The sequence below is a fragment of the Sphingorhabdus buctiana genome, assembly GCF_042680825.1.
Taxonomy (GTDB): Bacteria; Pseudomonadota; Alphaproteobacteria; order Sphingomonadales; family Sphingomonadaceae; genus Sphingorhabdus_B; species Sphingorhabdus_B buctiana.
The window spans coordinates 344,422-366,391 of record NZ_JBHUEL010000010.1 but is presented as its reverse complement, the minus strand read 5'-3'; the positions used below and the strand labels follow the sequence as shown (position 1 = coordinate 366,391).

The 21,970-nt window shown below is 57.7% G+C and carries 20 protein-coding genes and 1 pseudogene; 6 read left to right on the top strand and 15 right to left on the bottom strand.

From position 1 onward, the window contains the following. Nucleotides 1-85 precede the first annotated feature (85 nt). A pseudogene (locus ACFSAG_RS12530) lies at nucleotides 86-613 on the top strand (aldehyde dehydrogenase family protein); the annotation flags it as partial. Between the two features lie 34 nt (nucleotides 614-647). On the opposite strand, the gene ACFSAG_RS12525 reads toward ACFSAG_RS12530, so the two are convergent. Further along, nucleotides 648-1,816, bottom strand: a protein-coding gene (locus tag ACFSAG_RS12525) for an IS3 family transposase (protein WP_381515295.1) whose coding sequence is annotated in 2 segments (ribosomal slippage) — nucleotides 648-1,555 and nucleotides 1,555-1,816 — 1,170 coding nt in all. Because the reading frame shifts where the segments join, the coding sequence is not laid out codon by codon here. Between the two features lie 501 nt (nucleotides 1,817-2,317). Between ACFSAG_RS12525 and ACFSAG_RS12520 the strand changes: the two genes are divergently transcribed. Next, on the top strand, nucleotides 2,318-2,860 hold the full coding sequence (locus ACFSAG_RS12520) for an NAD(P)/FAD-dependent oxidoreductase (protein ID WP_381515292.1): 543 nt from the start codon (nucleotides 2,318-2,320) through the stop codon (nucleotides 2,858-2,860). A gap of 68 nt (nucleotides 2,861-2,928) precedes the next feature. On the opposite strand, the gene ACFSAG_RS12515 is transcribed toward ACFSAG_RS12520, so the two are convergent. Continuing rightward, the gene (locus ACFSAG_RS12515) at nucleotides 2,929-3,645 is read right to left on the bottom strand and encodes an IS6 family transposase (RefSeq protein WP_381515289.1); all 717 of its coding nucleotides are present in this window, start codon (nucleotides 3,643-3,645) and stop codon (nucleotides 2,929-2,931) included. A gap of 9 nt (nucleotides 3,646-3,654) precedes the next feature. Further along, the gene (locus tag ACFSAG_RS12510) at nucleotides 3,655-5,238 is read right to left on the bottom strand and encodes a hypothetical protein (protein ID WP_381515286.1); all 1,584 of its coding nucleotides are present in this window, start codon (nucleotides 5,236-5,238) and stop codon (nucleotides 3,655-3,657) included. 208 nt (nucleotides 5,239-5,446) lie between these two features. Between ACFSAG_RS12510 and ACFSAG_RS12505 the strand changes: the two genes are divergently transcribed. Together ACFSAG_RS12505 and ACFSAG_RS12500 are read left to right on the top strand one after the other, a co-directional pair. After that, nucleotides 5,447-5,752, top strand: coding sequence for a hypothetical protein (locus ACFSAG_RS12505; protein WP_381515284.1), 306 nt, complete (start codon nucleotides 5,447-5,449; stop codon nucleotides 5,750-5,752). A 186-nt stretch (nucleotides 5,753-5,938) separates the two neighbouring features. Next, complete coding sequence (locus ACFSAG_RS12500) at nucleotides 5,939-6,505, top strand: J domain-containing protein (RefSeq protein ID WP_381515281.1); 567 nt, start codon at nucleotides 5,939-5,941, stop codon at nucleotides 6,503-6,505. Nucleotides 6,506-6,548: 43 nt separating this feature from the next. Here ACFSAG_RS12500 and def read toward each other — a convergent pair whose 3' ends face one another. Continuing rightward, entirely contained in the window at nucleotides 6,549-7,106 is a 558-nt protein-coding gene (gene def, locus ACFSAG_RS12495; RefSeq protein WP_381515278.1) for a peptide deformylase, read from the bottom strand. A 31-nt stretch (nucleotides 7,107-7,137) separates the two neighbouring features. Next, complete coding sequence (recR, locus tag ACFSAG_RS12490) at nucleotides 7,138-7,734, bottom strand: recombination mediator RecR (protein WP_381515275.1); 597 nt, start codon at nucleotides 7,732-7,734, stop codon at nucleotides 7,138-7,140. Nucleotides 7,735-7,777: 43 nt separating this feature from the next. On the opposite strand from recR, the gene fmt reads away from it, so the two are divergent. After that, nucleotides 7,778-8,683, top strand: coding sequence for a methionyl-tRNA formyltransferase (gene fmt / locus ACFSAG_RS12485; protein ID WP_381515273.1), 906 nt, complete (start codon nucleotides 7,778-7,780; stop codon nucleotides 8,681-8,683). Beyond that, nucleotides 8,680-9,420: a tRNA pseudouridine(38-40) synthase TruA gene (gene truA / locus ACFSAG_RS12480; RefSeq protein WP_381515270.1), complete on the top strand. Its 741-nt coding sequence runs from the start codon at nucleotides 8,680-8,682 to the stop codon at nucleotides 9,418-9,420. Before fmt ends, truA begins: the two co-directional genes overlap by 4 nt. Here truA and ACFSAG_RS12475 read toward each other — a convergent pair. Genes ACFSAG_RS12475 through ACFSAG_RS12430 form a run of 10 tightly spaced genes read right to left on the bottom strand, consistent with a single transcriptional unit; the run spans nucleotide 9,417 to nucleotide 21,864 of the window. After that, the gene (locus tag ACFSAG_RS12475; protein WP_381515268.1) at nucleotides 9,417-11,309 is read right to left on the bottom strand and encodes an XrtA/PEP-CTERM system amidotransferase; all 1,893 of its coding nucleotides are present in this window, start codon (nucleotides 11,307-11,309) and stop codon (nucleotides 9,417-9,419) included. The two genes, truA and ACFSAG_RS12475, sit on opposite strands and share 4 nt — an antisense overlap. A 9-nt stretch (nucleotides 11,310-11,318) precedes the next feature. After that, a complete protein-coding gene (gene xrtA, locus ACFSAG_RS12470) occupies nucleotides 11,319-12,809 on the bottom strand; it encodes an exosortase A (protein WP_381515265.1) in 1,491 nt (496 codons plus the stop codon). Then, the gene (locus ACFSAG_RS12465) at nucleotides 12,806-14,011 is read right to left on the bottom strand and encodes a TIGR03087 family PEP-CTERM/XrtA system glycosyltransferase (protein ID WP_381515345.1); all 1,206 of its coding nucleotides are present in this window, start codon (nucleotides 14,009-14,011) and stop codon (nucleotides 12,806-12,808) included. Before ACFSAG_RS12465 ends, xrtA begins: the two co-directional genes overlap by 4 nt. Beyond that, on the bottom strand, nucleotides 14,008-15,081 hold the full coding sequence (locus ACFSAG_RS12460; RefSeq protein ID WP_381515262.1) for a FemAB family XrtA/PEP-CTERM system-associated protein: 1,074 nt from the start codon (nucleotides 15,079-15,081) through the stop codon (nucleotides 14,008-14,010). Before ACFSAG_RS12460 ends, ACFSAG_RS12465 begins: the two co-directional genes overlap by 4 nt. After that, nucleotides 15,078-15,920 (bottom strand): XrtA system polysaccharide deacetylase, encoded by an 843-nt coding sequence (locus ACFSAG_RS12455; protein ID WP_381515259.1) that lies wholly within the window; start codon nucleotides 15,918-15,920, stop codon nucleotides 15,078-15,080. The genes ACFSAG_RS12460 and ACFSAG_RS12455 overlap by 4 nt, the downstream gene beginning before the upstream one ends. Before the next feature lie 26 nt (nucleotides 15,921-15,946). Then, the gene (locus ACFSAG_RS12450) at nucleotides 15,947-17,014 is read right to left on the bottom strand and encodes an XrtA/PEP-CTERM system-associated ATPase (protein ID WP_381515343.1); all 1,068 of its coding nucleotides are present in this window, start codon (nucleotides 17,012-17,014) and stop codon (nucleotides 15,947-15,949) included. Nucleotides 17,015-17,041: 27 nt separating this feature from the next. Continuing rightward, a complete protein-coding gene (locus ACFSAG_RS12445; protein WP_381515257.1) occupies nucleotides 17,042-18,736 on the bottom strand; it encodes a TonB-dependent receptor in 1,695 nt (564 codons plus the stop codon). 1 nt (nucleotide 18,737) lies between these two features. Beyond that, on the bottom strand, nucleotides 18,738-19,694 hold the full coding sequence (locus ACFSAG_RS12440; RefSeq protein ID WP_381515254.1) for an AAA family ATPase: 957 nt from the start codon (nucleotides 19,692-19,694) through the stop codon (nucleotides 18,738-18,740). Between the two features lie 14 nt (nucleotides 19,695-19,708). Then, nucleotides 19,709-21,202 (bottom strand): XrtA system polysaccharide chain length determinant, encoded by a 1,494-nt coding sequence (locus ACFSAG_RS12435; RefSeq protein ID WP_374613588.1) that lies wholly within the window; start codon nucleotides 21,200-21,202, stop codon nucleotides 19,709-19,711. A gap of 20 nt (nucleotides 21,203-21,222) precedes the next feature. Beyond that, a complete protein-coding gene (locus tag ACFSAG_RS12430) occupies nucleotides 21,223-21,864 on the bottom strand; it encodes an XrtA/PEP-CTERM system exopolysaccharide export protein (protein WP_381515251.1) in 642 nt (213 codons plus the stop codon). Nucleotides 21,865-21,970 lie beyond the last annotated feature (106 nt).

The window sequence follows — 21,970 nt, the reverse complement described above, 5'->3', positions numbered from 1 at the left end:
ATTGCAGGCGTGGCTAGCAAATATGTATGTTGCCTGCAAATGTATAATCTCGCATCTGTTTCCGTATTGTTTGAAGAGAGACGATATGCGTCAGATAGATCATTTTCTGGTAGGCGGTGCGCCTGCGGCTTCGCGGTTCAGCGATATCATGGACCCCAATAATGGCGGCGTGCAGGGGCGTGTGGCGCTCGGCGACAAGGCTGTGCTCGACCAGGCGGTTGCGGCTGCACAGGCGGCACAGCCGGCATGGGCAGCGATGAACCCGCAGCGCCGGTCACGCGTGATGTTTGATTTCAAGGCGCTGATCGAAAAGCATATGGACGAACTGGCGCACTTGCTCTCCGCCGAGCATGGCAAGGTGATCGCCGACAGCAAGGGCGATATCCAGCGTGGGCTCGAGGTCGTCGAATTCTGCTGCGGCCTACCGCATGTGCTGAAGGGTGAATATACGCAGGGCGCGGGTCCGGGCATCGACGTCTATTCGATGCGCCAGCCATTGGGCATTGGTGCGGGCATCACGCCGTTCAACTTCCCGGCGATGATCCCGCTATGGATGGGCGCTGTCGCCACTAGCGTCGGCAACGCTTTCATCCTGAAACCGTCGGAGCGCGATTGACCGGCCCCCACTGAGTGGTCCGCGTTAATTGTTAGTGCAAGATTGCCTCCGGCGCCATGGGTGACCGCAGGTGGAGCGAAGCGGAACCGGAGGGCTGCCATAGCGGTGTCGCCGTTTCCGGGGCTGGTGGGCGATACCCCAAGGAGCTATGTGGCCTGACAGTGTTGTAGTGGCGGCGCCAGGCTTCGATCAGGATCTTTGCCTCAGCCAAGGTGTAGAAGATCTCCCCGTTCAAGAGCTCATCACGCATCGAGCCATTAAAGCTCTCGCAGTAGCCATTCTCCCATGGGCTGCCGGGTGTGATGTAGAGCGTCTTCACGCCGATCTTGGCCAGCCACTGTTGGACGGCATTGGCGATGAACTCGGGGCCGTTGTCTGACCGTATGTGTGCTGGCGGCCCTCGCGTAACGAACAGCTCAGCCAGGGCTGCCAGCACATCTTCGCTGCGCAGTTGTCGCGCAACCGGCAGAGCCAGGCACTCCCTGCTGGCTTCATCGATGATCGACAGGATACGGAACTTACGACCATCGTGCGTGCGGCCCTCGACAAAGTCGTAGGACCACACATGGCCCGGATACTCTGGTCGCAGTCGGAGGCATGATCCGTCATTGAGCCAGAGCCTTCCACGCTTCGGTTGCTTCTTTGGCACCTTGAGCCCCTCACGTCGCCAGATGCGCTCCACCCGCTTGCGGTTCACATGCCAGCCGGCATCGCGCAGCAAGGCGGTCACCCGGCGATAGCCGTAGCGACCATATTGTCTGGCCAGGGCAATGATGTCTTCAGTGAGTGTGGCTTCGTCATCAGCCCCACGCGGCGTCTTGCGCTGTGTCGATCGATGTTGCCCAAGCACACGGCAGACCCGGCGCTCGGACACTGGCATCATGTCCCTGATATGATCGATACAGCGCCTTCGGCGCGCAGGGCTCAGAAGTTTCCCTTTGCGGCCTCCTGCAGGATCAGCTTGTCCAGCGTCAGGTCGGATACCGCCCGGCGCAACCGGGCATTCTCCTTCTCCAGCTCTTTCATCCGCCGAGCCTGATCCATCTTCAATCCGCCATACTCCTTGCGCCAACGGTAGTAGCTTTGTTCGGTAACGCCGATCCGCCGGCAGGCATCTGCAACCGTTCCGCCCTGCGCCAGCACGATCTCCGCTTCACGCAACTTGCCAATGATATCTTCCGGCTTGTGCTTCCTTGCCATTCCATTCCTCCTTCGTGGCCATTCCTAAAATAGAAATTGGGCCACTCAGAAGGGGGCAGATCACTGACCCTAGCAATCATTTCCGAGAACTCCACCGATCACGCGCTTCTTGTGCTGGCGGCTATGAGCGTCGGTATTCCGGTAGCACCAATTTCTGTCGCTTATGCTACATTGGCTAACGATTTTTCGCGTTTGCGGCACATGATCGAACTGATTCAACCAGGAGCGATTTTCATAGCGCATCCGCAGCATTGCGCCGCTGCAGCGAATGCCATTGGTGCTGACGGGGAACAATCCCGTCGGTCGAAGGAGAGGGTGTGGATGTCATGACGGTGCGTACAGGCTGTGCTTTGTCGGATTTTGCCAGTGCGACAGCCCAACATAAGCTTGCGGATATGCAATAAAAATTGCGTATTTGCAAAAAGCATCTTGTAATTTGCAGATTCCAAGACACGGCTGACTGGCGTCAGGACGCCAGCAGCGAGACAAACGAGAGGTTTCATGTTCAAGACCAACGAGCAACGCAACGACTGGCGTGAGGCTGCAGCAGCTCAAGACGATGCGGATTTCCTCGTCGTGGGTGCCGGTATCGCTGGAGCAGGGGTGGCTTACTGGCTGTCACGACACGGCCGGGTAGTGGTCCTGGAGCGTGAGTCTCAACCTGGGTATCACTCCACAGGCCGCTCGGCTGCGCTGTTCATGGCCAGTTACGGAAATGCGCAAGTTCGCGCACTTTCCCACGCGAGTCGTGCGTTCTTTGATGAGCCACCTCAGGGGTTCACTGACTATCCCCTGCTGTCGAGCCGCGGAGCTCTGATGGTTGCAAGTCAAGACCAGATGCCGCAACTAAATGCACATTGGCACAACTTGGAGTCCACCAATCCCTTGGCTCAACGGCTGTCCAAAGACGAGGCGCTCGGATTGGTGCCTCTTCTGAAGCCAGAGGCGGTGGAGGCAGCCCTGATGGAGCCCGATGCCGCAGACATTGACGTCAATGGACTCCTACAGGGTTTCCTGGCAGTGTCAAAAGGATTGCACCGCTAGCGATGGAGGTGTCAGTCTGATGCGAAACGCTCTCCGTTGGTCTGACGCCCCCTTACCCGCGCTGCATCTTAGGCCATGAGGTTTTGCCACTCGGCCAGTGCGGCCGAGCGGCGAAGCTTGTAGGTCTGTCGGTCGACGAGATGACGTTCCTGGTTAAAGTGGTTGTAAACTGAGCCGTGTACTGAGGCGAATTTTTGAAGCGATTTCATCTGCCGAAATCGCTGCATCGTCCGTTCTCGTCGGCGGAAGGGTAGGTGTGAGTTTTCCACTCTGTTGTTCGCGTGTCGACCGACTTCGCGGCGTGCCTCGTTACCCAGTTCGCGCATCGCGGCAGGATAGGATTTGAGGCCATCGGTGACGATAGCCTCGGCCTGGCCATGGCGTTTCAAAGCCTTGCGCATGAAGCGCAAAGCCGCCGCTTTGTCGCGGGTTTTGGTGACATAGCTTTCCAGCACCTCGCCTTCGTGATCCACTGCGCGCCACAGGTAGTGCATCTCGCCGTTGATCTTTACGTAGACCTCATCGAGGTGCCACCGCCAGTGGCGGAAGCCCCGCATGCGGCTGACCCGCTGGCGCCTGATGTCAGCCGCGAACAGCGGCCCGAACCGGTTCCACCAGAGCCGCACCGTTTCATGGCAGATATCGATCCCGCGCTCGAACAGGAGATCTTCCACGTTCCGCAAGCTCAGCGGAAACCTGACATACAGCATTACCACCAACCGGATGACCTCCGGCGAGGAGTGAAAGTACCGGAACGGATTAGCGGGTTTGCGAGGGCGAGGCATGACCGCACTCTAACCACCGCGATCTTCCACCGCTAGCGGTGCAATCCCTTTGACAGTGCCGTTCAAACCTATGGCATGCTCATTGCCCTTTCGGGGTTCGACCAAACGGACCACGGCTTGAGGCGCCCATTGGATGCTATGCCCCTCTCCGAGCAACGGCAATACTTCTCGCATCGCATCCTGGAGCTCGGATTCCGGGATTTTCATTTCCGCGGTTTTCAGCGCGATTGTATTGCTGATCTGCTCGCTGATTTTGAACTGCATTGAAAAGCGTTCACCCAAACGCTCCGCGACTGTTTTTGAACGCAGTTGCGCCAATTCGCGCTGGTTACGATCCTGCAGGTAAAGCAGCAGGCCACCAATCACCAAAACGCAAGCGGCAACGGTCAGGCCTATTGTAATCGAACGGCGATCAGCAAACAACCAGCGATACCTGTAAGCAGGTTCAGAGTCGGCATCTTCGCCTTGCCCGCTGGCGTGAGTCAGCAATTCGATCCGGTTGGAAAGCCAGTAAGAACCCGCAAAAATCACCGTCGCTGCCAGTATATTTGTCAGGACTAGCGGCGTTGTTACACCCATGGCGAATAACGGGCCGCTGACCAGCGCAATCCAGTAGATTCCAGCCAAAGCAGCGTTACGAAACCTGACTGTCAGCGGCAGCAGTGCGATGAATTGGTAAATTGGCACAATAGCCAATACCCCGTTAACCGCGATAATGGCTGACCAGATAAATGCGAACAGTAGGACAATAAAATTGCGGTAGCTTGCGTTTATACGATTGATTACAAAATATATTATTACAACGAATACAATATTGAGAAAAACAATAATCGATAAAAATGAATCATCAATCTTATTGATACTATTGGTGTTTAAATAAGTAATGAAATTCATTACAGTGAAATTGAAAATCAAGTAATATATAATCAATCCCGAAAACAGAATAACCTTCCTGATATCCTGTGCAAGGACCCCTTTTCGGGCAAGGATTAGCAATGTAAACCAACCCACAAGGACGCTAATGCCCGCGAATACCGACCGGACCTGGATATGCATTTCACGAGCCGGCCCTGTCCGGCTGAACGACGCGATCAAGCCAATTGCGATGATGCCGGCAATGATCAGCGCCAACAATATCCACCGCCTGGACGAAACGCCCCAATATTCCCGGTAGGGTTTAGATTCGCTCTGGGGGAATCCGATCAGAACGGCACAAATGGCGCTCAACATGGGGAGTTGCCAAAGCGCCAGGGCTCCGCCGACCCAAGCAATCCAAGCAAGCTGTGCAAAACCGAATATGGCAAGGAGATAGTGCCAAAACAGGCCTGATTTCGAAATCCTGGTCCATGCAAAAACGACAGCAATTAATGTTACGGTTGGCGATAGCAAAACCGGTACGCTAATCCCGGCCGCGTGATCGGGCATAAATGTGAAGCGCAAGCTGATCAGCGCAAGCCAGCAGATGCCAATAACGAACGCAAATGCCTTCAAGGGGTTTTGAAAGCCAGCCCATTGCTCATCAATGGCTGCCGAAATTGCATCCCCCTTATTCATATATGATGTAAAATGCCCCTGCGGGCCTTTGCTTGTCAAATCAATTGCACGCGCTGCAATCGGGCTTTCCAACCAAAATGGCACTATTGTCGAGGTACGGACCAGATAAGCCGTCTTGGACCTGAAATCGCTTAGGAATGCGCCGCATTTCTCTATACTTCATGTAATTTTACGTGGATTGACACAGAGCGCGTAAACAAACTAGCAGTTCCGCTGCAACCGTACCCTGCAATATGATTGAAGCTTCATGAAGACCATTCGTCTCGTCAATTTCCTCAACAGCTTAAGACGCCTGCCCCCTTTGTCGGAATTGTCCGGTGACGAAGAACGCATGCTGTTTGAATTGCGTGAGCTTTGGGAAAGAACAGGCGCCCTCGCCATCGAAGACATTTACCGGTTGATTGAATCCCAATCCCCCAGCACATCATATCGCCAGCTGATGGCACTGAAAGACAAAGGCTTGGTCGATGTCGCGATCTGCGACAATGATCGCCGTCGGCGTATCGTGACTTTCACCAAGGCCTCTGAAAAGCTGTTCCGCGCATTTCAGTAATGCTGCCTTTGGTGCAAAAACAATCGATCCCTTGCCAAAAGATGCACAAAGGATCGTGACCGTATTATTTGAAATATCCTGTCAGGGTCTTGACCATTCTGCTTGTAACATGGTCTATCATTGACTGAGTCATAACGACGACATGGGCGGGACAATCTCGGTCCAGCCAGATGCAGGGATGTTCCTATGGTCGAAGGCCAGCAATTTATCGATTATTACGGCATTTTGCAGGTGCGCCCCGACTGCGATCAAAAGATGCTAGAAGCGGCCTATCGCTATCTTGCGAAGATGTACCATCCCGACCATCCGGAAACTGCGGATACCACCAAGTTCAACGAAGTTGTGGAGGCGTATCGCAACCTTCGGAAACCCGAAGATCGCGCCAATTACGACAAGCTGTATCGCGAGCACCGTCAAACAGATGCCGATGAAACGCCTCCTAGCGAGGATAGTGTTTCAGATGATGCACCAATCCTGGATTCGGACGCGCACGAAAAGATCCTGCTGCGCCTTTACAAAAGACGGCGCGAAAACGCCCATAACCCCGGCGTTTTAGGCTTTTACCTCAAGGAACTGCTCAACTGTTCGGAGGAAAATTTCGATTTCCACGTCTGGTACCTGAAATCGAAGGGATATATCGAAGGCACGGAACAGGGTGAGTTGGCGATCACTATCGAAGGCGTCGACCATGTGATTTCCATGTCCCGCACGACTGCTGCGGAACAATTGCTTATCGCCAAGCCAGAGGATTGAGCGCCAACGGCTCTCAGTTTTGAGAGCCCTGTCCCGACTTCGATCAGGCCGCGGCCTTGCGCTGCTTTTCCAGTTTTTTGAGCACCATCTGCCGCTTCAGGCGCGACAGGTGGTCAATGAAGAGAATGCCTTCGAGATGGTCCATCTCATGCTGCAGGCAGGTGGCCATCAGGCCTTCCATTTCTTCCTCATGCACATTGCCATCCAGATCCTGCCAACGTGCTCGAATGCGTGCAGGGCGTTCGACTTCGGCAAATTGGTCCGGAACCGACAGGCAACCCTCGGTGTAGGTTGAATGATCTTCCGACGGATCAAGGATTTCCGGATTGATGAAAATGCGCGGATTGCGAACCACTTCATGGTCGTGATTGCAATGCTCGCCATGCTCATGGTCATGCTCTGCCGGTTCTTGGAGGTCGATCACCAATATCCGCTTCGGTACGCCAACCTGGATCGCAGCAAGGCCGATCCCGGGCGCGTCGTACATCGTGTCAAACATGTCTTCGACAAGCTTTTTCAACCCCTCGTCAAATTCGGTGACGGGGGTCGAGATTGTTTTGAGCCGCGGATCGGGCACTTCAAGGATAGGTAATATGGCCATGGCGCTAAAATAGGGACTGGGCAGCCCAGCGTCAACCGACCGGACGTCGCGCGCGCAATGCCTGCGCCAAAGTGCCTTCGTCGAGATAATCGAGTTCGCCGCCAACGGGAACACCATGGGCCAGCTGGGTCAACCGTATCGGATAGCTTTCCAGCCGCTCGGCAAGGTAGTGCGCGGTCGTTTGGCCTTCCAAAGTGGCGTTCATCGCCAGCACGACCTCGTCGATGCCGCCTGCGGCCACGCGCGCAACCAACCCATCGATATTGAGATCCTCGGGCCGTACTCCGTCCAATGCCGATAGCCGTCCACCGAGAACATGATATTTGCCCGGAAATAGGCGCGAGCGATCGAGCGCCCACAGGTCAGACACATCTTCGACGACGCACAGTGCGCGGGTATCGCGGCGCGGATCGGCGCAGATGCCGCAGGGATCACTGGTATCGATATTGCCGCAAGTCGAGCAAGTCTTGAGCCGTTCCTCCACCATTTCGAGCGCGCGCAGCAGTGGTTGCAGCACCGTTTCGCGCTTTTTCATCAGGTGCAATACAACGCGGCGGGCAGAACGCGGGCCAAGTCCGGGTAACCGCGACAATGCCTGGGCCAATGCGTCTATTTCTTGCGATGCCATAGCGGCGTAGCTAGTGCGCCTTGCAGACAAAGGAAAGACTTGGATGCGATTGATATTCATGGGGACCCCGGATTTTGCGGTGCCAACGCTGAATGCGCTGGTCGATGCCGGGCATGATGTGGTCGCGGTTTATTCGCAGCCACCCCGCCCCGCCAATCGCGGGAAGAAACTGACGCCCTCTGCCGTCCATGCGCGGGCTGAGGAATTGGGGCTGGAAGTCCGTACCCCGGTTTCGCTGAAAGGCGCGGAAGAACAGGTCGCTTTTGCAGCACTAAAGGCCGATGTAGCGATTGTGGCGGCTTATGGATTGCTTTTGCCGCAAGCGATTTTGGACGCACCCAAATATGGCTGCCTTAATGTGCACGGCTCCCTGCTCCCGCGTTGGCGCGGCGCGGCGCCGGTTCAGCGCGCGATCCTGGCTGGGGATGCCGACACAGGTGTTATGGTGATGCAGATGGAGGCTGGGCTCGATACCGGACCGGTTCGTGCCACAGCAGTGACGCCTGTCGATCGCAAGACAGCTGGCGAACTAACCGAAGAACTTGCGCAACTGGGGGCCGGATTGATGGTCGAGGTCCTTGCTGACATGGGCAGGTATCCGCCTGTTGCACAGCCTGAAGATGGGATAACCTATGCCCGCAAAATCGAGAAGAGCGAGGCGCGGCTCGATTTCAGCCAAAGCGCGGATGCGGTCGAACGGCAGGTCCGTGCATTCAATCCGGTGCCGGGCGCGTTCTTTGAGTTTCAGGGTGAACGGTATCGGGTTTTGGCTGCGGACATCACCCAAGCTGCCGGAGAAATTGGAACTGTCGTCGACGACCAACTCACCATTGCCTGTGCAACCGGAGCAATCCGGCCGGCGCTGATCCAGCGCGCTGGCAAACCTGCCATGCCGCTTGCTGATTTCCTTCGCGGCAACCGGATACCGGCGGGCACCGTCCTGTCATGACCCGTTTCGCCTTCACCATCGAATTTGATGGCACGCCCTACATGGGCTGGCAGCGGCAAGGGCATGGCCCATCGGTGCAGCAGGCGATCGAGGAAGCCATCGGCCGCGTGACTGGAGAGGAAGCCGTGCTCCATGCTGCCGGGCGCACCGATGCCGGCGTACACGCCCTGGCGATGCGGGCGCATGTCGAGCTGGCGAAGGAGATCGAGCCCTTTCGCCTGATGGAAGCAGTGAATGCGCAGCTCAGGCCGCAACCGATAGCCATCCTGGCCTGTCAAGTGGTGCCCGATAATTGGCATGCCCGATTTTCGTGCATCGGCCGCGAATATGTCTATCGCATCGCGAACCGGCGTGCGCCGCTCGCACTTGAGGCCAACCGGACATGGAAAGTACCGCAGCCATTGGACGCAGATGCGATGCACGAAGCTGCGCAACGACTGGTCGGGTTGCACGACTTTACGACTTTCCGTTCCGCGCATTGCCAATCCGACAGCCCGATAAAGACGCTCGACAGGCTCGATGTAAGGCGCGAAGGCGAGCATGTGCTGATCGAGGCGGCTGCGCGCAGTTTCCTGCATCATCAGGTGCGCTCAATGGTCGGCTGCCTCGCCTTTGTCGGCATGGGGCGCTGGAGCGCGGAGGATTTGCAAGCCGCACTCGACGCGAAAGATCGCGCCGCGCTGGCGCTTAATTCTCCGCCCGAGGGGCTTTATTTTGTGAGGGCAATTTACCCCTAACCGAATATCCGCTCGACCGATTTCTCCAGCATCAAAAGTTGCCAAAGCAGGCGGCTATGGTCGGAACGACCTCCGATATGTTCATCGGCAATCCGCGCGATTTCTGCGCTGTCGAACCAACCAGTTCGCGCCAGCGTTGTGTTTGATGCAATCCCGCGGGCAGTTTCCGCCAATGGCCCACGGAACCATTGCGCAATCGGCGTCACAAAACCCATTTTAGGCCGGTAGAGGATATCTTCGGGCAGATAACGCTCCATCGTGCGCTTCATCAGCCATTTGCCCTGCCCGCGCCGCACGCGCATGTTTTCTGGAAGGCTTGCGGCAAATTCGAGCAGGCGGTGGTCGAGCAGCGGCTCACGTGCTTCCAGCCCGACTGCCATGCTGGTGCGATCAACCTTGGTCAGGATATCGCCCGGCAGCCAAAGCTTCATATCGGCATATTGCGCCCGATCGAGCCCGCTTCGCGCCGGGGCATTTTCCATCAAGCGATGCATATGGCTCTCAGCGCGGTAGCCACCCAGCATCTGCTGTGTCCGCCGTGCGTAGAGCCGGTCACGGATGTGCGGCGGTGTGACGCCCACCGCCTCGGCATAACCCTCTGCCCCGGTCCGGGCGAGCGAGAGCAAGGTCGTCTTGGCGCGCAAGGGACGCGGAGCCCAATCAGCCTTGGGATACAGCCGGCCAATCGTGCCAAACAACGGCACGCGGATGGCATGCGGGAGCAGGCCGCGCATCCGTTCCTCGCCATGGTGGAAGACATGGCGGCGATATCCGGCCAGCGCCTCGTCCGCGCCGTCGCCCGACAGCGCAACCGTCACATGTTCGCGCGCCATTTCGCTGACACGATAGGTCGGCAAGGCTGAAGCATCGGCAAAAGGTTCGTCAAAATGGTGCGCAAGTGTGTCGGCCAGCGCAAAATCATCTGCGGCAACGATTTTGTTGTGATGTTCGGTCAGGAAGCGCTTCGCAATGCGGCTGGCATATTCGCTCTCGTCGAGCGCGCCGACGTCGAAACCGATCGAACAGGTTTTGACCGGCAATCGCGAGGCTTCGGCCATCAGGGCAACGACGCTGCTGCTGTCGACGCCGCCCGACAGGAATGCGCCCAAAGGCACATCTGCGACCATCCGGCTGAGCACAGCCTGCCGCATCAAGCGCAGAAGCTCTTCCTGCAACTCCGACTCGCTGCCGCGTACACGGCTTGAAAAATCAATGTCCCAATAGCGCGTCGGCGCGGGTTCTGGTTTGCCCTGGTTCAACAACCAATAATGGCCGGCAGGCAGTTTTTGCACACCGGCAACAATGCAGCCATGATCAGGCACATATCCGAACGCCAGATAATCATCGACCATCGCCAGATCGGGCTCACGCCGCAACGCCGGATGTTCGAGCAGCGCCTTCAGTTCCGATCCGAAGATGATGCTGCCGTCTGCCAGCCGCACATGGTAGAGCGGCTTTACCCCCAATCGGTCGCGCGCCAATAACAATTGACGGTTGGCCTGATCGTATAACGCGAACGCAAACATGCCATGCAACCGCTCGACGCATGGCGGCCCCCATGCGCGATAGGCCTCCAATATCACTTCGCTGTCGCTGTGTGTGCGGAAGTGGTGCCCTATCGCCTCCAGCTCTTTGCGCAATTCGCGGAAATTGTAGATTTCGCCGTTGAAAGAGAGGACAAAGCGCTCATCCTCGGTCAGCATGGGCTGCGCGCCGCCGCCAAGATCGATGATCGACAAGCGTCTGTGCCCCAATCCAATGCCCGGCGCGGTCCACACGCCCGAGCCGTCGGGTCCGCGATGCGCGATGGCGTCGGTCATCCGCTTGATGCGTTCAGGGTCTACCGGCTTTGAGCTTTCGACATGGAAGATACCGGCGATGCCACACATGAAAGATGCCTACCCCAGACCAGCCATGCGGTCAGCCAGCTTATCGACATCCCGAATCGATTTAAGGAACGAGTCGATGGCAGGACGCGATTTGGCCCGGCCTTTATCCTCTGCTGACACCAAAATCGCCACCGCTTGCTGGTTCCCGCCCAGCAAGCGCGCCTTCAACGTGGCAATTTTGATCGCTGCCCCCGAGCCACTTGTGGTGCTGTTGACTCGATAGAAGCTGATAACTTCGCGATGGTGCTGATCCTTGGTGGCGATCCGTTCACAACGGGCACTGGACGGCGCTTCACAACCGCCAATCCATGACCAGTCGCCATCAGCGCCCGCCGCTCCCTGCCCGAACCCGACTAGTTCGCGCCCTTCGGACTGGCGGTCGTACACTGCGATTGAAAGATCGACCTCCTGCCCCGCAGCATCGCGATAGCGCCCGATCAGCAAGTGGTTGGCTTTGGCGAATTGCGGTTTCCAGGGGCGCAACGGTCTGTAATCGACACGTTCCCATCCCGACACGTCGGGCAAGGCGATTTGAGGCGGCACCGGCGAAGCACGATGTTCGATGTAATTGCTCCACCCCAAGGGCATCAGCACCATCAGCGCCAGCGCACTGAACGCTGTAGCTGGTTTCAGCGCCAAGCCAGAGACGGACTTCAACTTTTCACCATCGATTACCTGCGCATCGGCGGCGCGATCAAAAAACGGCCATCCTGCGGCCAGCACCAAGGCAATCACGAGACCAAAAAAAACCCAGCCGAAAACCACATGGTCAAAACTTGCAGCGAAATCGAGATTGCCATGGTGGGCGATACAAATGGTGGCGAAGGCGCGCAGGCCATTGGCCACAATGGGAATGATTATGCTTGCCGACATGAAAGCCAGTCGTCGCGGCCAGCTTTTGAAACAGAGGTTCGAAACGAGCGCGCCCAAGGCCACCATTGCAACGAGGAACTTTACGCCGGAGCAAGCCTCCGCAACGCGGAACAAGGCCGTCGGTGTTGCAATATAGATACCGTCGATATGCGCCGGGATGCCTGCCAAGCCCAACAGCCACATGCATATCTCGGCGGTTACCGTCTGCAGCGCTGGGACAAATTCCTCCCCAAAGGGGACGAGGAAAAACATGTAGAAGAGCGGAAACAGCAATCCGCGCATCAGTGCAGGGCCAAGCAGCAAGGCGACGCTGCCCTGCAGCAACATCACCAATGCCGCGTGCCGTACCAACGAAACACCACCAGCCTCACCTAGCAACCAACCAAAGGCCGCTCCAGCGATCCAAAGCAGGGGCGGCGCCCAGATTTTCGGTTCAAGTTTTGCCAGTTCGGTTTTGCGCTGGTCGACCAGCCACCACAGGATCGGAATGATCAGCAGGCAATGGTTGAAGGTAGAACTGTTCCACCAGATCGATGCCATGTCGGCCGCATCGCGCCAGAAAAGCGCGAGCAAGGCCGACCACGTGATAGCAAGCCTTGTCAATGCGGCGCGCCAAGTGGGTGTCATCGGGCTGCCCCGCCGTGCAACATGGCATCAAACGGCGCCAGTTGCGCATCCCAGCCATAATGCGCTATCACATGTGCACGCGCAGCCTGGCCGATACGCAGACGCTCTTCGGTGTCCGCCAGTAATGCCGATACCTTGGCGGCTTCATCCGCGACATTCGTCGCAATCAGCAGATGTTCGCCATCGATCGCTTCAATGCCCTCGGCGGCCGCGGCTGAGGCCACCACCGGTTTTGCCATCGCCATGGCTTCGAGGACCTTGTTCTGGATACCCCGCGCAATCCGCAAGGGCGCAACGATGACGTCCGCTCCGGCAATCCAGCTCCGCACATCATCCACTTCGCCGGTTACTTGTACGCCCGGCAGTGCAGACAATTCAATAACGGCAGGCGTTGGATTGCGCCCGACGATTGCAAAAGTCGTTTCGGGATGCGTTTTGCGGATCGTCGGCAGTGCATTGCGTGCGAAATCGCTGACCGCTTCGATGTTCGGACGATAATCCATTTGGCCGGTGAAAACGATCAGCGGATCGGGAAATACCGGGTGGAGTTTCTTGAAGGCAGCTTTGGGATCATAAAATGCCGTGTCGATACCGTTGCCCAATGCGGCAACTTTTGCGGCGCCGGTGCGGCTGCGAAACAGCGCAGCCTCAGGCTCGCTAACCAGCAAATTCATATCGGCACGTGCTGCAATCTCGGCCTCATATTGCGCCAGTTTCTTGCTTTCGCGCGAATATACCCAGCGCATCAGGGCATTGCCCTCTTTCGCATAGCTTTCAAACTTGGCGCTATCGACATCGACAAAGTCCATGATGAAGCGACCATCGAACGCCGCAGGCACATATTGCGCCATTTGCCCGGAGAAGACGAAAACATGGCTGATCGTACCGCTGGCCAGAAGCTGTTCAACCCAGGCCTGCATGCTGCGTGAACCGAAAGCCGTTTGCGAAATGGACAGCCCGCTTGCCAATGCTTCCAAACCGGAAAACCAGTTTGGCTTGTCGCGCAACTCCACATGCATTGATGCAAAGCCTGCACGCTCACCCTCCGCACATTCCAGATCGCGCACATCATCGGCGAAGGTCCCGGCATGGACAGGGGCGATCGACTGAAGCTTTTTGAGAATATGGAAGGAACGGATCTTGTCGCCGCGATCCGGCGGCCAGGGAACGCGGTGGGCCAGAAACAATATCTCGCGCATCAGCCGAGCCCCTTGGAGATCCAGGGGCCGATCAGGTTGGCGAGCGGCAGAGGCATTTTTTGCCAGGCCGAAATTACCACCTGGTATTTCGCACTGTTCGGATTGACGTCGCGCGGTGCGGAACCATCTGCAGAACGCGAAGAATAAACAAGAGGTTTCGGTTCAAAGCCCCAGTTTTTCTTGAAGAAATAGGGGCCTGAATTGATCTTTGATCGACCGAAATCAAAACGGTTGCAGCCTCGACGCCGGGCATGGTTCATGAGTGCATAATACATGACATCATTAGCGCGCAGCGACCGTGCCTCGCGCACGCCGCCGCCCCAATAGGGCATTACCGCTCCGTTGAAATAGAAGCTGAGCACGCTGGCCACAGGCCTGCCATCGGACAGGATGGTGAGGATGTCCGCATCATCAGAAAACGCCTTTAGCGTCTCGGCCATCAGGGCGCGCGGGAAGACCGGTGTGCCCAAATTACGCACGCTTTCGGAATAGACACGGTAGTGCCAGTCCAGATCGCGTTTGCCGCTGCCGGTTTCGACAACCAACCCCTTATCAAGCCCTTTGCGAATTTCGGCGCGCTGCTTCCTTGGAATGGCCAGCAGTTGCGCTTCATCATCATCCGCCAGTTCGCGTTCGAAATTGGCGTGGGCATCTGTCTGCATGGTCCAGCCGGCTGTCGGCAGCACTCCCCCGCGGAGCTCTGCTGATGTGCAGCCCAGCTCGCACGCCAATTGCCAGGCAGCCTCAGCCAATTGGTCGGCGACGCTTTGCTGGCTCGCCAATATCCCGCCACCGACTGCAAATCCGCTCGACACCATCGCACGACCAAAAATTGGCGAACCTACGGCGTGCAACGGGACCATGCCGACAATGGTGCCAGCCGCATCCTCTGCCAAAAGGCAATATGCTTTCGCCCCCGTCCCCCGCTCGATTGCCTTCAGCCAAATGGGCAAATGGAATGGCGTCGCCCCGTCTTGCGCACGCACCCAGCTTTCAATCCGTCGCACGGCATCAGGCTCGTTCAATTCCGCCTTGCGAACGGCAACGCGCTCGATGGCCAAAGGCGCATTCATGTAATCCGCGCCTTTTCGCTCTCGACAATGCGGTCGAGCCGGTCCCATTTGAAATCGGCCATGAGCCGTTTCAGCTTGCCCGCCATCGCGTCCAAATTGGTGTAATGGCGCAGCTTGGATTTGATCGGCGCATTGGCGACGCGCGGTTGATCAGGATCGATTTCCCAAGGATGGAAATAGATGATTCCCGGCCGCGCATCCGCGTTGACCTGCCTGATCGCCCAGCGCGAATAGCTGTAGGGTAGCAGGCGGAAAAACCCTCCTCCGCCTGCGGCAATGCGTTTCTTGCCAAGCATGGCGGTCGTCACCGGTATCTCGACCAGATCACTATCCGGAAGGGGATGGAATGCGAAACGTGGCGCATCCGGCCAGCCATAATGATCGTGCTTGATCGGATTGATGCTCGATGAATAGCAATAACCCTGTTCGGCCATCACCTCGTGCGCCCATGGGGTGTTGGGATTGATCGAAAAACTCGGCGCGCGATAGCCGCGCACAGCAACGCCGGCGGCATCCTCTATGGCCTTGCGCGAGCGATCGAGATCGGCGGCAAATTGTTGCGGGGTAAAGGTGAAGACCCGGTCATGGTTCTGGCCATGATTGCCGAGTTCATGGCCTGCATCTGCGATACGCCGGATCAGCGCCGGATAGCGTTCCGCGACCCAACCCAAGGTGAAGAATGTTGCCTTGATGCCTGCTGCATCGAACATCGCGAGCAATGCGTCTGTGTTACGCTCGACACGGCATTCACACGCATCCCAATCGTTGCGCGATATTACATTCTCGAACGCACCGACCTGAAACCAGTCCTCAACATCGACGGATAAAGCATTGTACAAAGGATATCCTTTCCATCCTTCGCACTTCAGGCGGCGCGGAAATCACGCATGCGGGCAGCCAGCGACTGGTTTTCCTTTTCCATCCAGTCGATCAGCATCGCGAGCACCCGGCGCATGGTGACATCCTGCGAAGCCATGCGCATTTCAAGCTGCTCGATACGCGCCGCTAATGCCTGTGTCGCTGCATTATCGACGACCGGCGCTGCTGCGGTCGGCTGTCCGATTTCAACGCCCTCATCAGCGCCCGGCGCACGCGATGCCATTGTCGCATCATAAGCGAAAGGCTGTGCCGACATATCGGCGATAACCGAAGCCACAAGGTCGCCGTCGATGATATCGGTTTGTTCAACCGCGCCCATCAACAGGCAGCGGTTCATCAAGGCGTTCAACTTGCGGGGAACACCGCCAGTTTCGTTGAACAGCGCATCATAGGCATCGGTGGTGATTGCCGGGCGGCCGTTCCAACCTGCACGGCTGAGGCGATGTTCGACATAAGGCTGGATTTCGTCCGCATCCATCGCCTCCAGATGGTGGGTCGCAATAATGCGCTGGCGCAACTGTTCCAGTTCCGGTGCGGTTTGCAAAAGGTTGCGGAATTCGGGCTGGCCAAGAAGGAAAATCTGCAACAGCGGCGTCGATCCCAACTGGAAGTTGGAAAGCATGCGCAGCTCTTCAAGTGCATCCACGGTAAGGTTTTGCGCCTCATCAACCACGAGGAGACAACGGCGACCGGCGCGCGCAACGCCATGCAGGAAATTCTCGATCGACTTCAGTGTTGCTGCCTTGTCGAGCCCGCGCGTATCGATGCCAAAGCTTTCCGCAGCCATCTGCACCAGATCGAGCGCATCGAGCTGGCTGGTAACAATCGTCGCCGCGGTCAGGCGAACCTTGTCGATCGACTGCATCAAGTGGCTGACCAGCGTCGACTTGCCCGATCCAACTTCACCGGTGATGACAATGAAGCCTTCACCCTGCGCAAGGCCATAGCCGAGATAGGACAGCGCCTTGCGGTGCGTTCCGCTCTCGAAATAATAATGCGGATCGGGGGTCAGCTGGAACGGGCGCCCGGACAGGCCGTAATATTGGTCGTACATCTCGTATATCTTCCCTGTCACTCGCCCTTAAAAGCTGTACCGGAGCCCCAGCAATGCCGAAGCGGATACATCGCCATCGGCATCCTCTGGTTTGACGCTGTCGATACCGACCGCTGCCCCGGCCGAAAGCCCCCGCCAGATTTGCCTGTAATAGGCTGCATTTGCACCGATACTATAGATATCAGGTGCCAACGCAAATCCCGGATCTAGTAGGTTTCCGTAAACATTTGTTTCAAACCGCGAACGGCGATCAAGATCACGGCCCAAATAACCTGCGATGTAATAATTCTGGTCCACCAGCCCCTCAAGCTCAGGCAAAGCGCCCAAGGCGGAACTCAGATATTTCTGTCGGTTATACCCTGCAGCAATGCCAGTATCCCAGCCGCCTGCACTGGTGACCATTGAGGCCGAAACGCCGCGCGAACGGAAAGCAACCGGCCGAAGCGAACCCAGAGCGTTACCGAAACAGGCGCTGCCGGTGGTGCCAAATGCGCAATTGCCGAGATCGCCTGACAGCGGATTGCGTGTCGCGTTGAACTGGGTCGGAAGCCCGGCCAAAGTCCGATTGAGCGAACCGCCAAATCCCGAGATCGTGTCATAGACCGACACATTGACGCCCATCCTTTCAGATGGTGCATAGCTGAAGCTGCCATAATAAGTATCGCTGCCGTAGCGATGCCCATAGCGCGCCTCGAGCGAGGTGCGACGGCTGGGGCGCCAAAGCACGCCCGCATCCCAGATCAGGCCATCGCTGTCATAGGCATTCAAGCGCGGAGAGGCGGGATCGACGACAAAGCGCCCATCTGCTGTGCGGATGGGTGCCCCGCTTGCATCGCGCAGCACATCCCGCTCGCTCACCTCAACATTTTCATAGCCGACACCGCCAACCAGCGCGAGCGTTGGCGTAACCGGAACCGTGACATCGGCCCGCAAATATTTTTCGTCGACGCGCTGGTCGAGCTGGCTTGCGTCTTCACGGTTCCAGCCCGCGCTGACGGCCCAGCCAACTGGAAGCCGGCCCGGCTGCATCGCAACACTGGCTTGCGCGGAATAGCTGACGCTATCGTCAAAGGCAGGCACCGCCGCCTGTCCGGTGGGCAAGGCAGGTGCGCGGCCGTTGTCGACTTTGGTGTATCCAGCGCGCAAAGATGAAGCGACGCTTACATCGTCAAGCTGGGCGGCAAAAGTGGGTCCGGTATAAACCGAATAGACATGGCTGACATTGTCCTGATTGCCCAGGAAGGTGCCCGGAGTTGCTGCACGATTGTCGGTGCGCGCGCGGCTGGCATAGGCGCCGGCTTCGACACTGACATTGCGCCCAAGTCGCGCATTGCCGCGTGCGAGCCCGCTCAGATTGTCCCGGTCGCGAACCCGGCTGCTATAGCCGATCAACCGCTCATAGCGCACATTGACCTGCGCCTCGGCATTGCGTTCGGTAATGCCCGCATTGACGCCCACCGCGAGCGTTGAATAGGTCAACACATCTCCGCCATCGTCCAAATCAGCCAGGAAAACCTGCTTTGCCTCAAGATAAGGGCTGACTTCGGCGCGGCGGGTCCGCTCGCGCTTGGCGGGCGCATCAGCGTCGGCGGCGGGGGCGCTGGCTTCGTCAAGGTCGGACCAATCGGTGCCGAGCATTTGGGCATTTGCGGTTGTCGGCCAGACAACCAACGCTGCAGAAGCCAAAAGGATCTTGGTTCGTGGAGAAATCAGGCTGGGCATGTCATGCTCCATATCCGTAGTAATTGCCGAATTTGCGTCCGGTTGGGGAGAATTTGGTCCGGTTGAGCAGAAGCTGGATATGTTCGCAGCCGCTCAACAGCGAAAGCGCATCGCGCAGCGCACTGTCCGTCGTGACATCGGCATGGACGACCATCACCGCCTGCCCGACATGCAGCGCCAGTACCGATGCCGGTGAAGCAGCGAGCGCTGGCGGAGAATCGAAAATGATGATCCGCGATGGATCGTGGCGCGTCAGTGCATCGAGCACCGCCGCAGACCGTGCAGCCGCAAGATATTCAGTATCCTGGTTCGTCTGCGCGCCAGCTGGCAAAACCGACAAGCCTGCAATATCGGTTTCGATAACCAGATCCTCGACGTAGATGTCGGGATTGGCGAGTGCATCCATTAGGCCACGACCGCCCTCAATCCCGAGGCGCGCGAGAACGCTCGGTTTCGCAAAATCGGCATCGACGAGCAAAACGCGATTGTCCTTCTCAGTCGCCATTGAAAGCGCGAGGTTGACCGCGCAGAAAGTCTTGCCTTCATTCGGGTTGGCCGAACAGATCAGGATGCGTTCGCCATGCTCGATCGCCTCAAGCCCTTTCCCTCCGCGTGCAGCAAGCAGCAACTGGCGTTTGACGATGCGGAATTCTTCGGAAAGCCCGGTTACAGGGCCATCAGGATCGATGTAGTTGGCGGCACGCAGTGCCGCTCGATTGATTTGCGCCCGCACTTTTGCAGCAGCCTGCGGAACGACAGTTGCTGGTTCGACCGGTTCGACAGGAGCTGCTGCGGGTTTATGTTCAGGTGCTTCTTCTGCGACAGGCTGCGGCTCAGAAACAGGCGAACGCTTCGGTACGTCCTGTGATGGACGGCGCAATTCTGCACCAAAATTATAAATTTCGTTCGCGCGCTCGAGCAGCGAAGCGGGCGGCTTGATGGCAGTATGCTTGTTCATTTTATCCGCTCCCGTCATGCCGCCAAGCCACGCTGGACGAATTCGACGACCAGCAGCAGCGCAAAGACACCCACAAGACCGCTCGACGCGCCAAGGAACATCTTCATCTTGCGTTTGCGCTCTTCACGCTGAGCACTGGTCAGCATTTGCGAAATTGCGCCGATAACCGGCAGGCCACTGGCTTTTTCCAGCTTGGCTGCGGTCGGGAAGCTGGTCTGCAGATGGCCAAGCGCAAATGCGGTGCCTGCACCGGCGCCTAGGCCCGCCAGCAATACCATCGCCAGCAACAGCGGGCGGTTGGGTTTGGAAGGCGCAGATGGCACGCCCGGCTTGTCGACTACTTCGAACTGCACGGTGCCGGTTTCATTTTCGACCTGCCCGCGCAGGCGGATCGCCTCGCGGTCGGCAAGCAATTTGTCATATTGGGTTTTCAGAACTTCATAATCGCGGCTGATGCGCGAATATTCGGCTGCCAGCCCGGGTTGCGAAATCTGCTTCGCGGCGAAATCGCTAATCTCACCCTGCAGCGCCGATTTGCGCGCCGTAAGCGCCGTGACCGAGGCCTGCCGTTCTGCGAGCATCGATTGGAGAGATGCATAGGCTGGATTAGGCATCCCCCCTGCCCCAGCAGAACCAGCACCTTGCGAACGCAGGATGGCAATCTGGTTGCGGATGGCAACGACATCCGGATGGTCGTCGGTATAGCCGCGGGCCCGCATCGAGGCGAGCTCCGCTTGCGCCGAGGCGACCGGATTGCTCCCTCCACCCGCCCCAGCGAGCGTGCGCGGCGTCCCAGCCAACTGGCTGCTCAACGCTGCAACGGCGCTGCGCGCCTGGATCAGTTGCGAGTCAATCTGCGACATTTCAGCACGGGCAGATTCAATCCGCATCGAAGCCGATCCTGCACCGGGCAGCATCCCCAGATTCTGGGTCTCGAACGTGACCCGCTTGGCCTCTGCCTCTTGCAATTCCTTCTGTCGCGCCTCGAGCTGGGCATCGAGGAATTTGAGCGTTTTCGAGGTTTCCGCACGATCGCCGGCGATGTTCTCTTCTTCGGCAATGTCGATCAGTTTCTGCACGACATCGCGCGCGATGCGCGGGGATGAATGCAGCGCGGTGATCGAAAATACACTCTCGTTCAACGGATCGGGCTTTACCGTTATGTTCGGGCGCAATGCCGAGATCGCGCTCGCCAGTTCCGCTTCCGAAACCACCGTACGACCAATATCTGTTCCTTTGACCACCCGCTCCAGATTGGCGGACGAACCCAGGGTTTGCTGCAATTGTTCGACGGCCTTGCGACGCTCACCGGCAGTGATGCCGACCTTTTCGGAAAGCACGGTCTGCTGACGCACCATGATGCGGGCGCTCGATTCATACTGCGCAGGTATCAACGAAACGACGAGCCAGCCGATCAGGCAAACGCCCCATGCAATGGCGAGCGCCAGCCAGCGGCGGTTCCACACGCTGTGCACGGCGATGCGCAGTTCATCATAGAGGCCGTTCATGGTGCTACGCCCTCATCCCTTCAGAACATGCTTTCAGGGATGATGATCACATCGCCCGGTTGCAGCAGCACATTCGCCTTGCTGTCCCCGCGTTTGATGAGATCGCCGATGCGCAGCGCATATTCCTGCGATTTTCCGGTGGCCTTGTTGAAACGCACAAGGCGGGCCTTGTTACCCGCGGCATATTCGGAAAGGCCGCCAACCGCGATCATTGCATCGAGCAAGGTCATATCGGCGCGGAATGGGATCGAGGCTGGCTTTTCGGTTGCCCCCACAATGCGCACCTGCTGGTTGTTGGTCGCGGCAAATTCGTTGACGATCACCGAAACAATCGGATCGTTGATATATTGCGAGAGTTGCAGGCGGATATCCTGCTGCAGCATCGTCGCTGTCTTGCCAGCAGCGGGCATGTCCGTGATCAACGGCGTGGTGATGCGGCCATCGGGTCGCACTTGCACCTTTGCCCCCAGTTCAGGATTGCGCCAGACGAAGATGGTGATCTGGTCCAAAGGCCCGATGATATATTCTTCGCTGGCCTGTTGCTGTGCAGGAATCGAAGGCTCAGGCGGTAACCCGCCGCCACCCACACTGCTACAGCCGGCTATCGCCACGCTGCTGGCACACACAGCTAGTAAGGCCTTGAAACTCAAGGACTTGGTCATCACTATCCCTTTTCCGCCCACTAGAAACCGAATAGTTTCCAGCAAAAATGAAGCTGCTGGTCCTCAGCTTCGCCCTTGTTATGGCGGAAAAGGGTGAACAGACTGT

Excerpts from the sequence above, each read along its gene's own strand:
- ACFSAG_RS12520 (WP_381515292.1), top strand. The coding sequence starts at position 2,318 with ATGTTCAAGACCAACGAGCAACGCAACGACTGGCGTGAGGCTGCAGCA.
- ACFSAG_RS12515 (WP_381515289.1), bottom strand. The coding sequence starts at position 3,645 with ATGCCTCGCCCTCGCAAACCCGCTAATCCGTTCCGGTACTTTCACTCC.
- ACFSAG_RS12505 (WP_381515284.1), top strand. The coding sequence starts at position 5,447 with ATGAAGACCATTCGTCTCGTCAATTTCCTCAACAGCTTAAGACGCCTG.
- ACFSAG_RS12500 (WP_381515281.1), top strand. The coding sequence starts at position 5,939 with ATGGTCGAAGGCCAGCAATTTATCGATTATTACGGCATTTTGCAGGTG.
- def (WP_381515278.1), bottom strand. The coding sequence starts at position 7,106 with ATGGCCATATTACCTATCCTTGAAGTGCCCGATCCGCGGCTCAAAACA.
- recR (WP_381515275.1), bottom strand. The coding sequence starts at position 7,734 with ATGGCATCGCAAGAAATAGACGCATTGGCCCAGGCATTGTCGCGGTTA.
- fmt (WP_381515273.1), top strand. The coding sequence starts at position 7,778 with ATGCGATTGATATTCATGGGGACCCCGGATTTTGCGGTGCCAACGCTG.
- truA (WP_381515270.1), top strand. The coding sequence starts at position 8,680 with ATGACCCGTTTCGCCTTCACCATCGAATTTGATGGCACGCCCTACATG.
- ACFSAG_RS12475 (WP_381515268.1), bottom strand. The coding sequence starts at position 11,309 with ATGTGTGGCATCGCCGGTATCTTCCATGTCGAAAGCTCAAAGCCGGTA.
- xrtA (WP_381515265.1), bottom strand. The coding sequence starts at position 12,809 with ATGACACCCACTTGGCGCGCCGCATTGACAAGGCTTGCTATCACGTGG.
- ACFSAG_RS12460 (WP_381515262.1), bottom strand. The coding sequence starts at position 15,081 with ATGAATGCGCCTTTGGCCATCGAGCGCGTTGCCGTTCGCAAGGCGGAA.
- ACFSAG_RS12450 (WP_381515343.1), bottom strand. The coding sequence starts at position 17,014 with ATGTACGACCAATATTACGGCCTGTCCGGGCGCCCGTTCCAGCTGACC.
- ACFSAG_RS12445 (WP_381515257.1), bottom strand. The coding sequence starts at position 18,736 with ATGCCCAGCCTGATTTCTCCACGAACCAAGATCCTTTTGGCTTCTGCA.
- ACFSAG_RS12440 (WP_381515254.1), bottom strand. The coding sequence starts at position 19,694 with ATGAACAAGCATACTGCCATCAAGCCGCCCGCTTCGCTGCTCGAGCGC.
- ACFSAG_RS12435 (WP_374613588.1), bottom strand. The coding sequence starts at position 21,202 with ATGAACGGCCTCTATGATGAACTGCGCATCGCCGTGCACAGCGTGTGG.
- ACFSAG_RS12430 (WP_381515251.1), bottom strand. The coding sequence starts at position 21,864 with ATGACCAAGTCCTTGAGTTTCAAGGCCTTACTAGCTGTGTGTGCCAGC.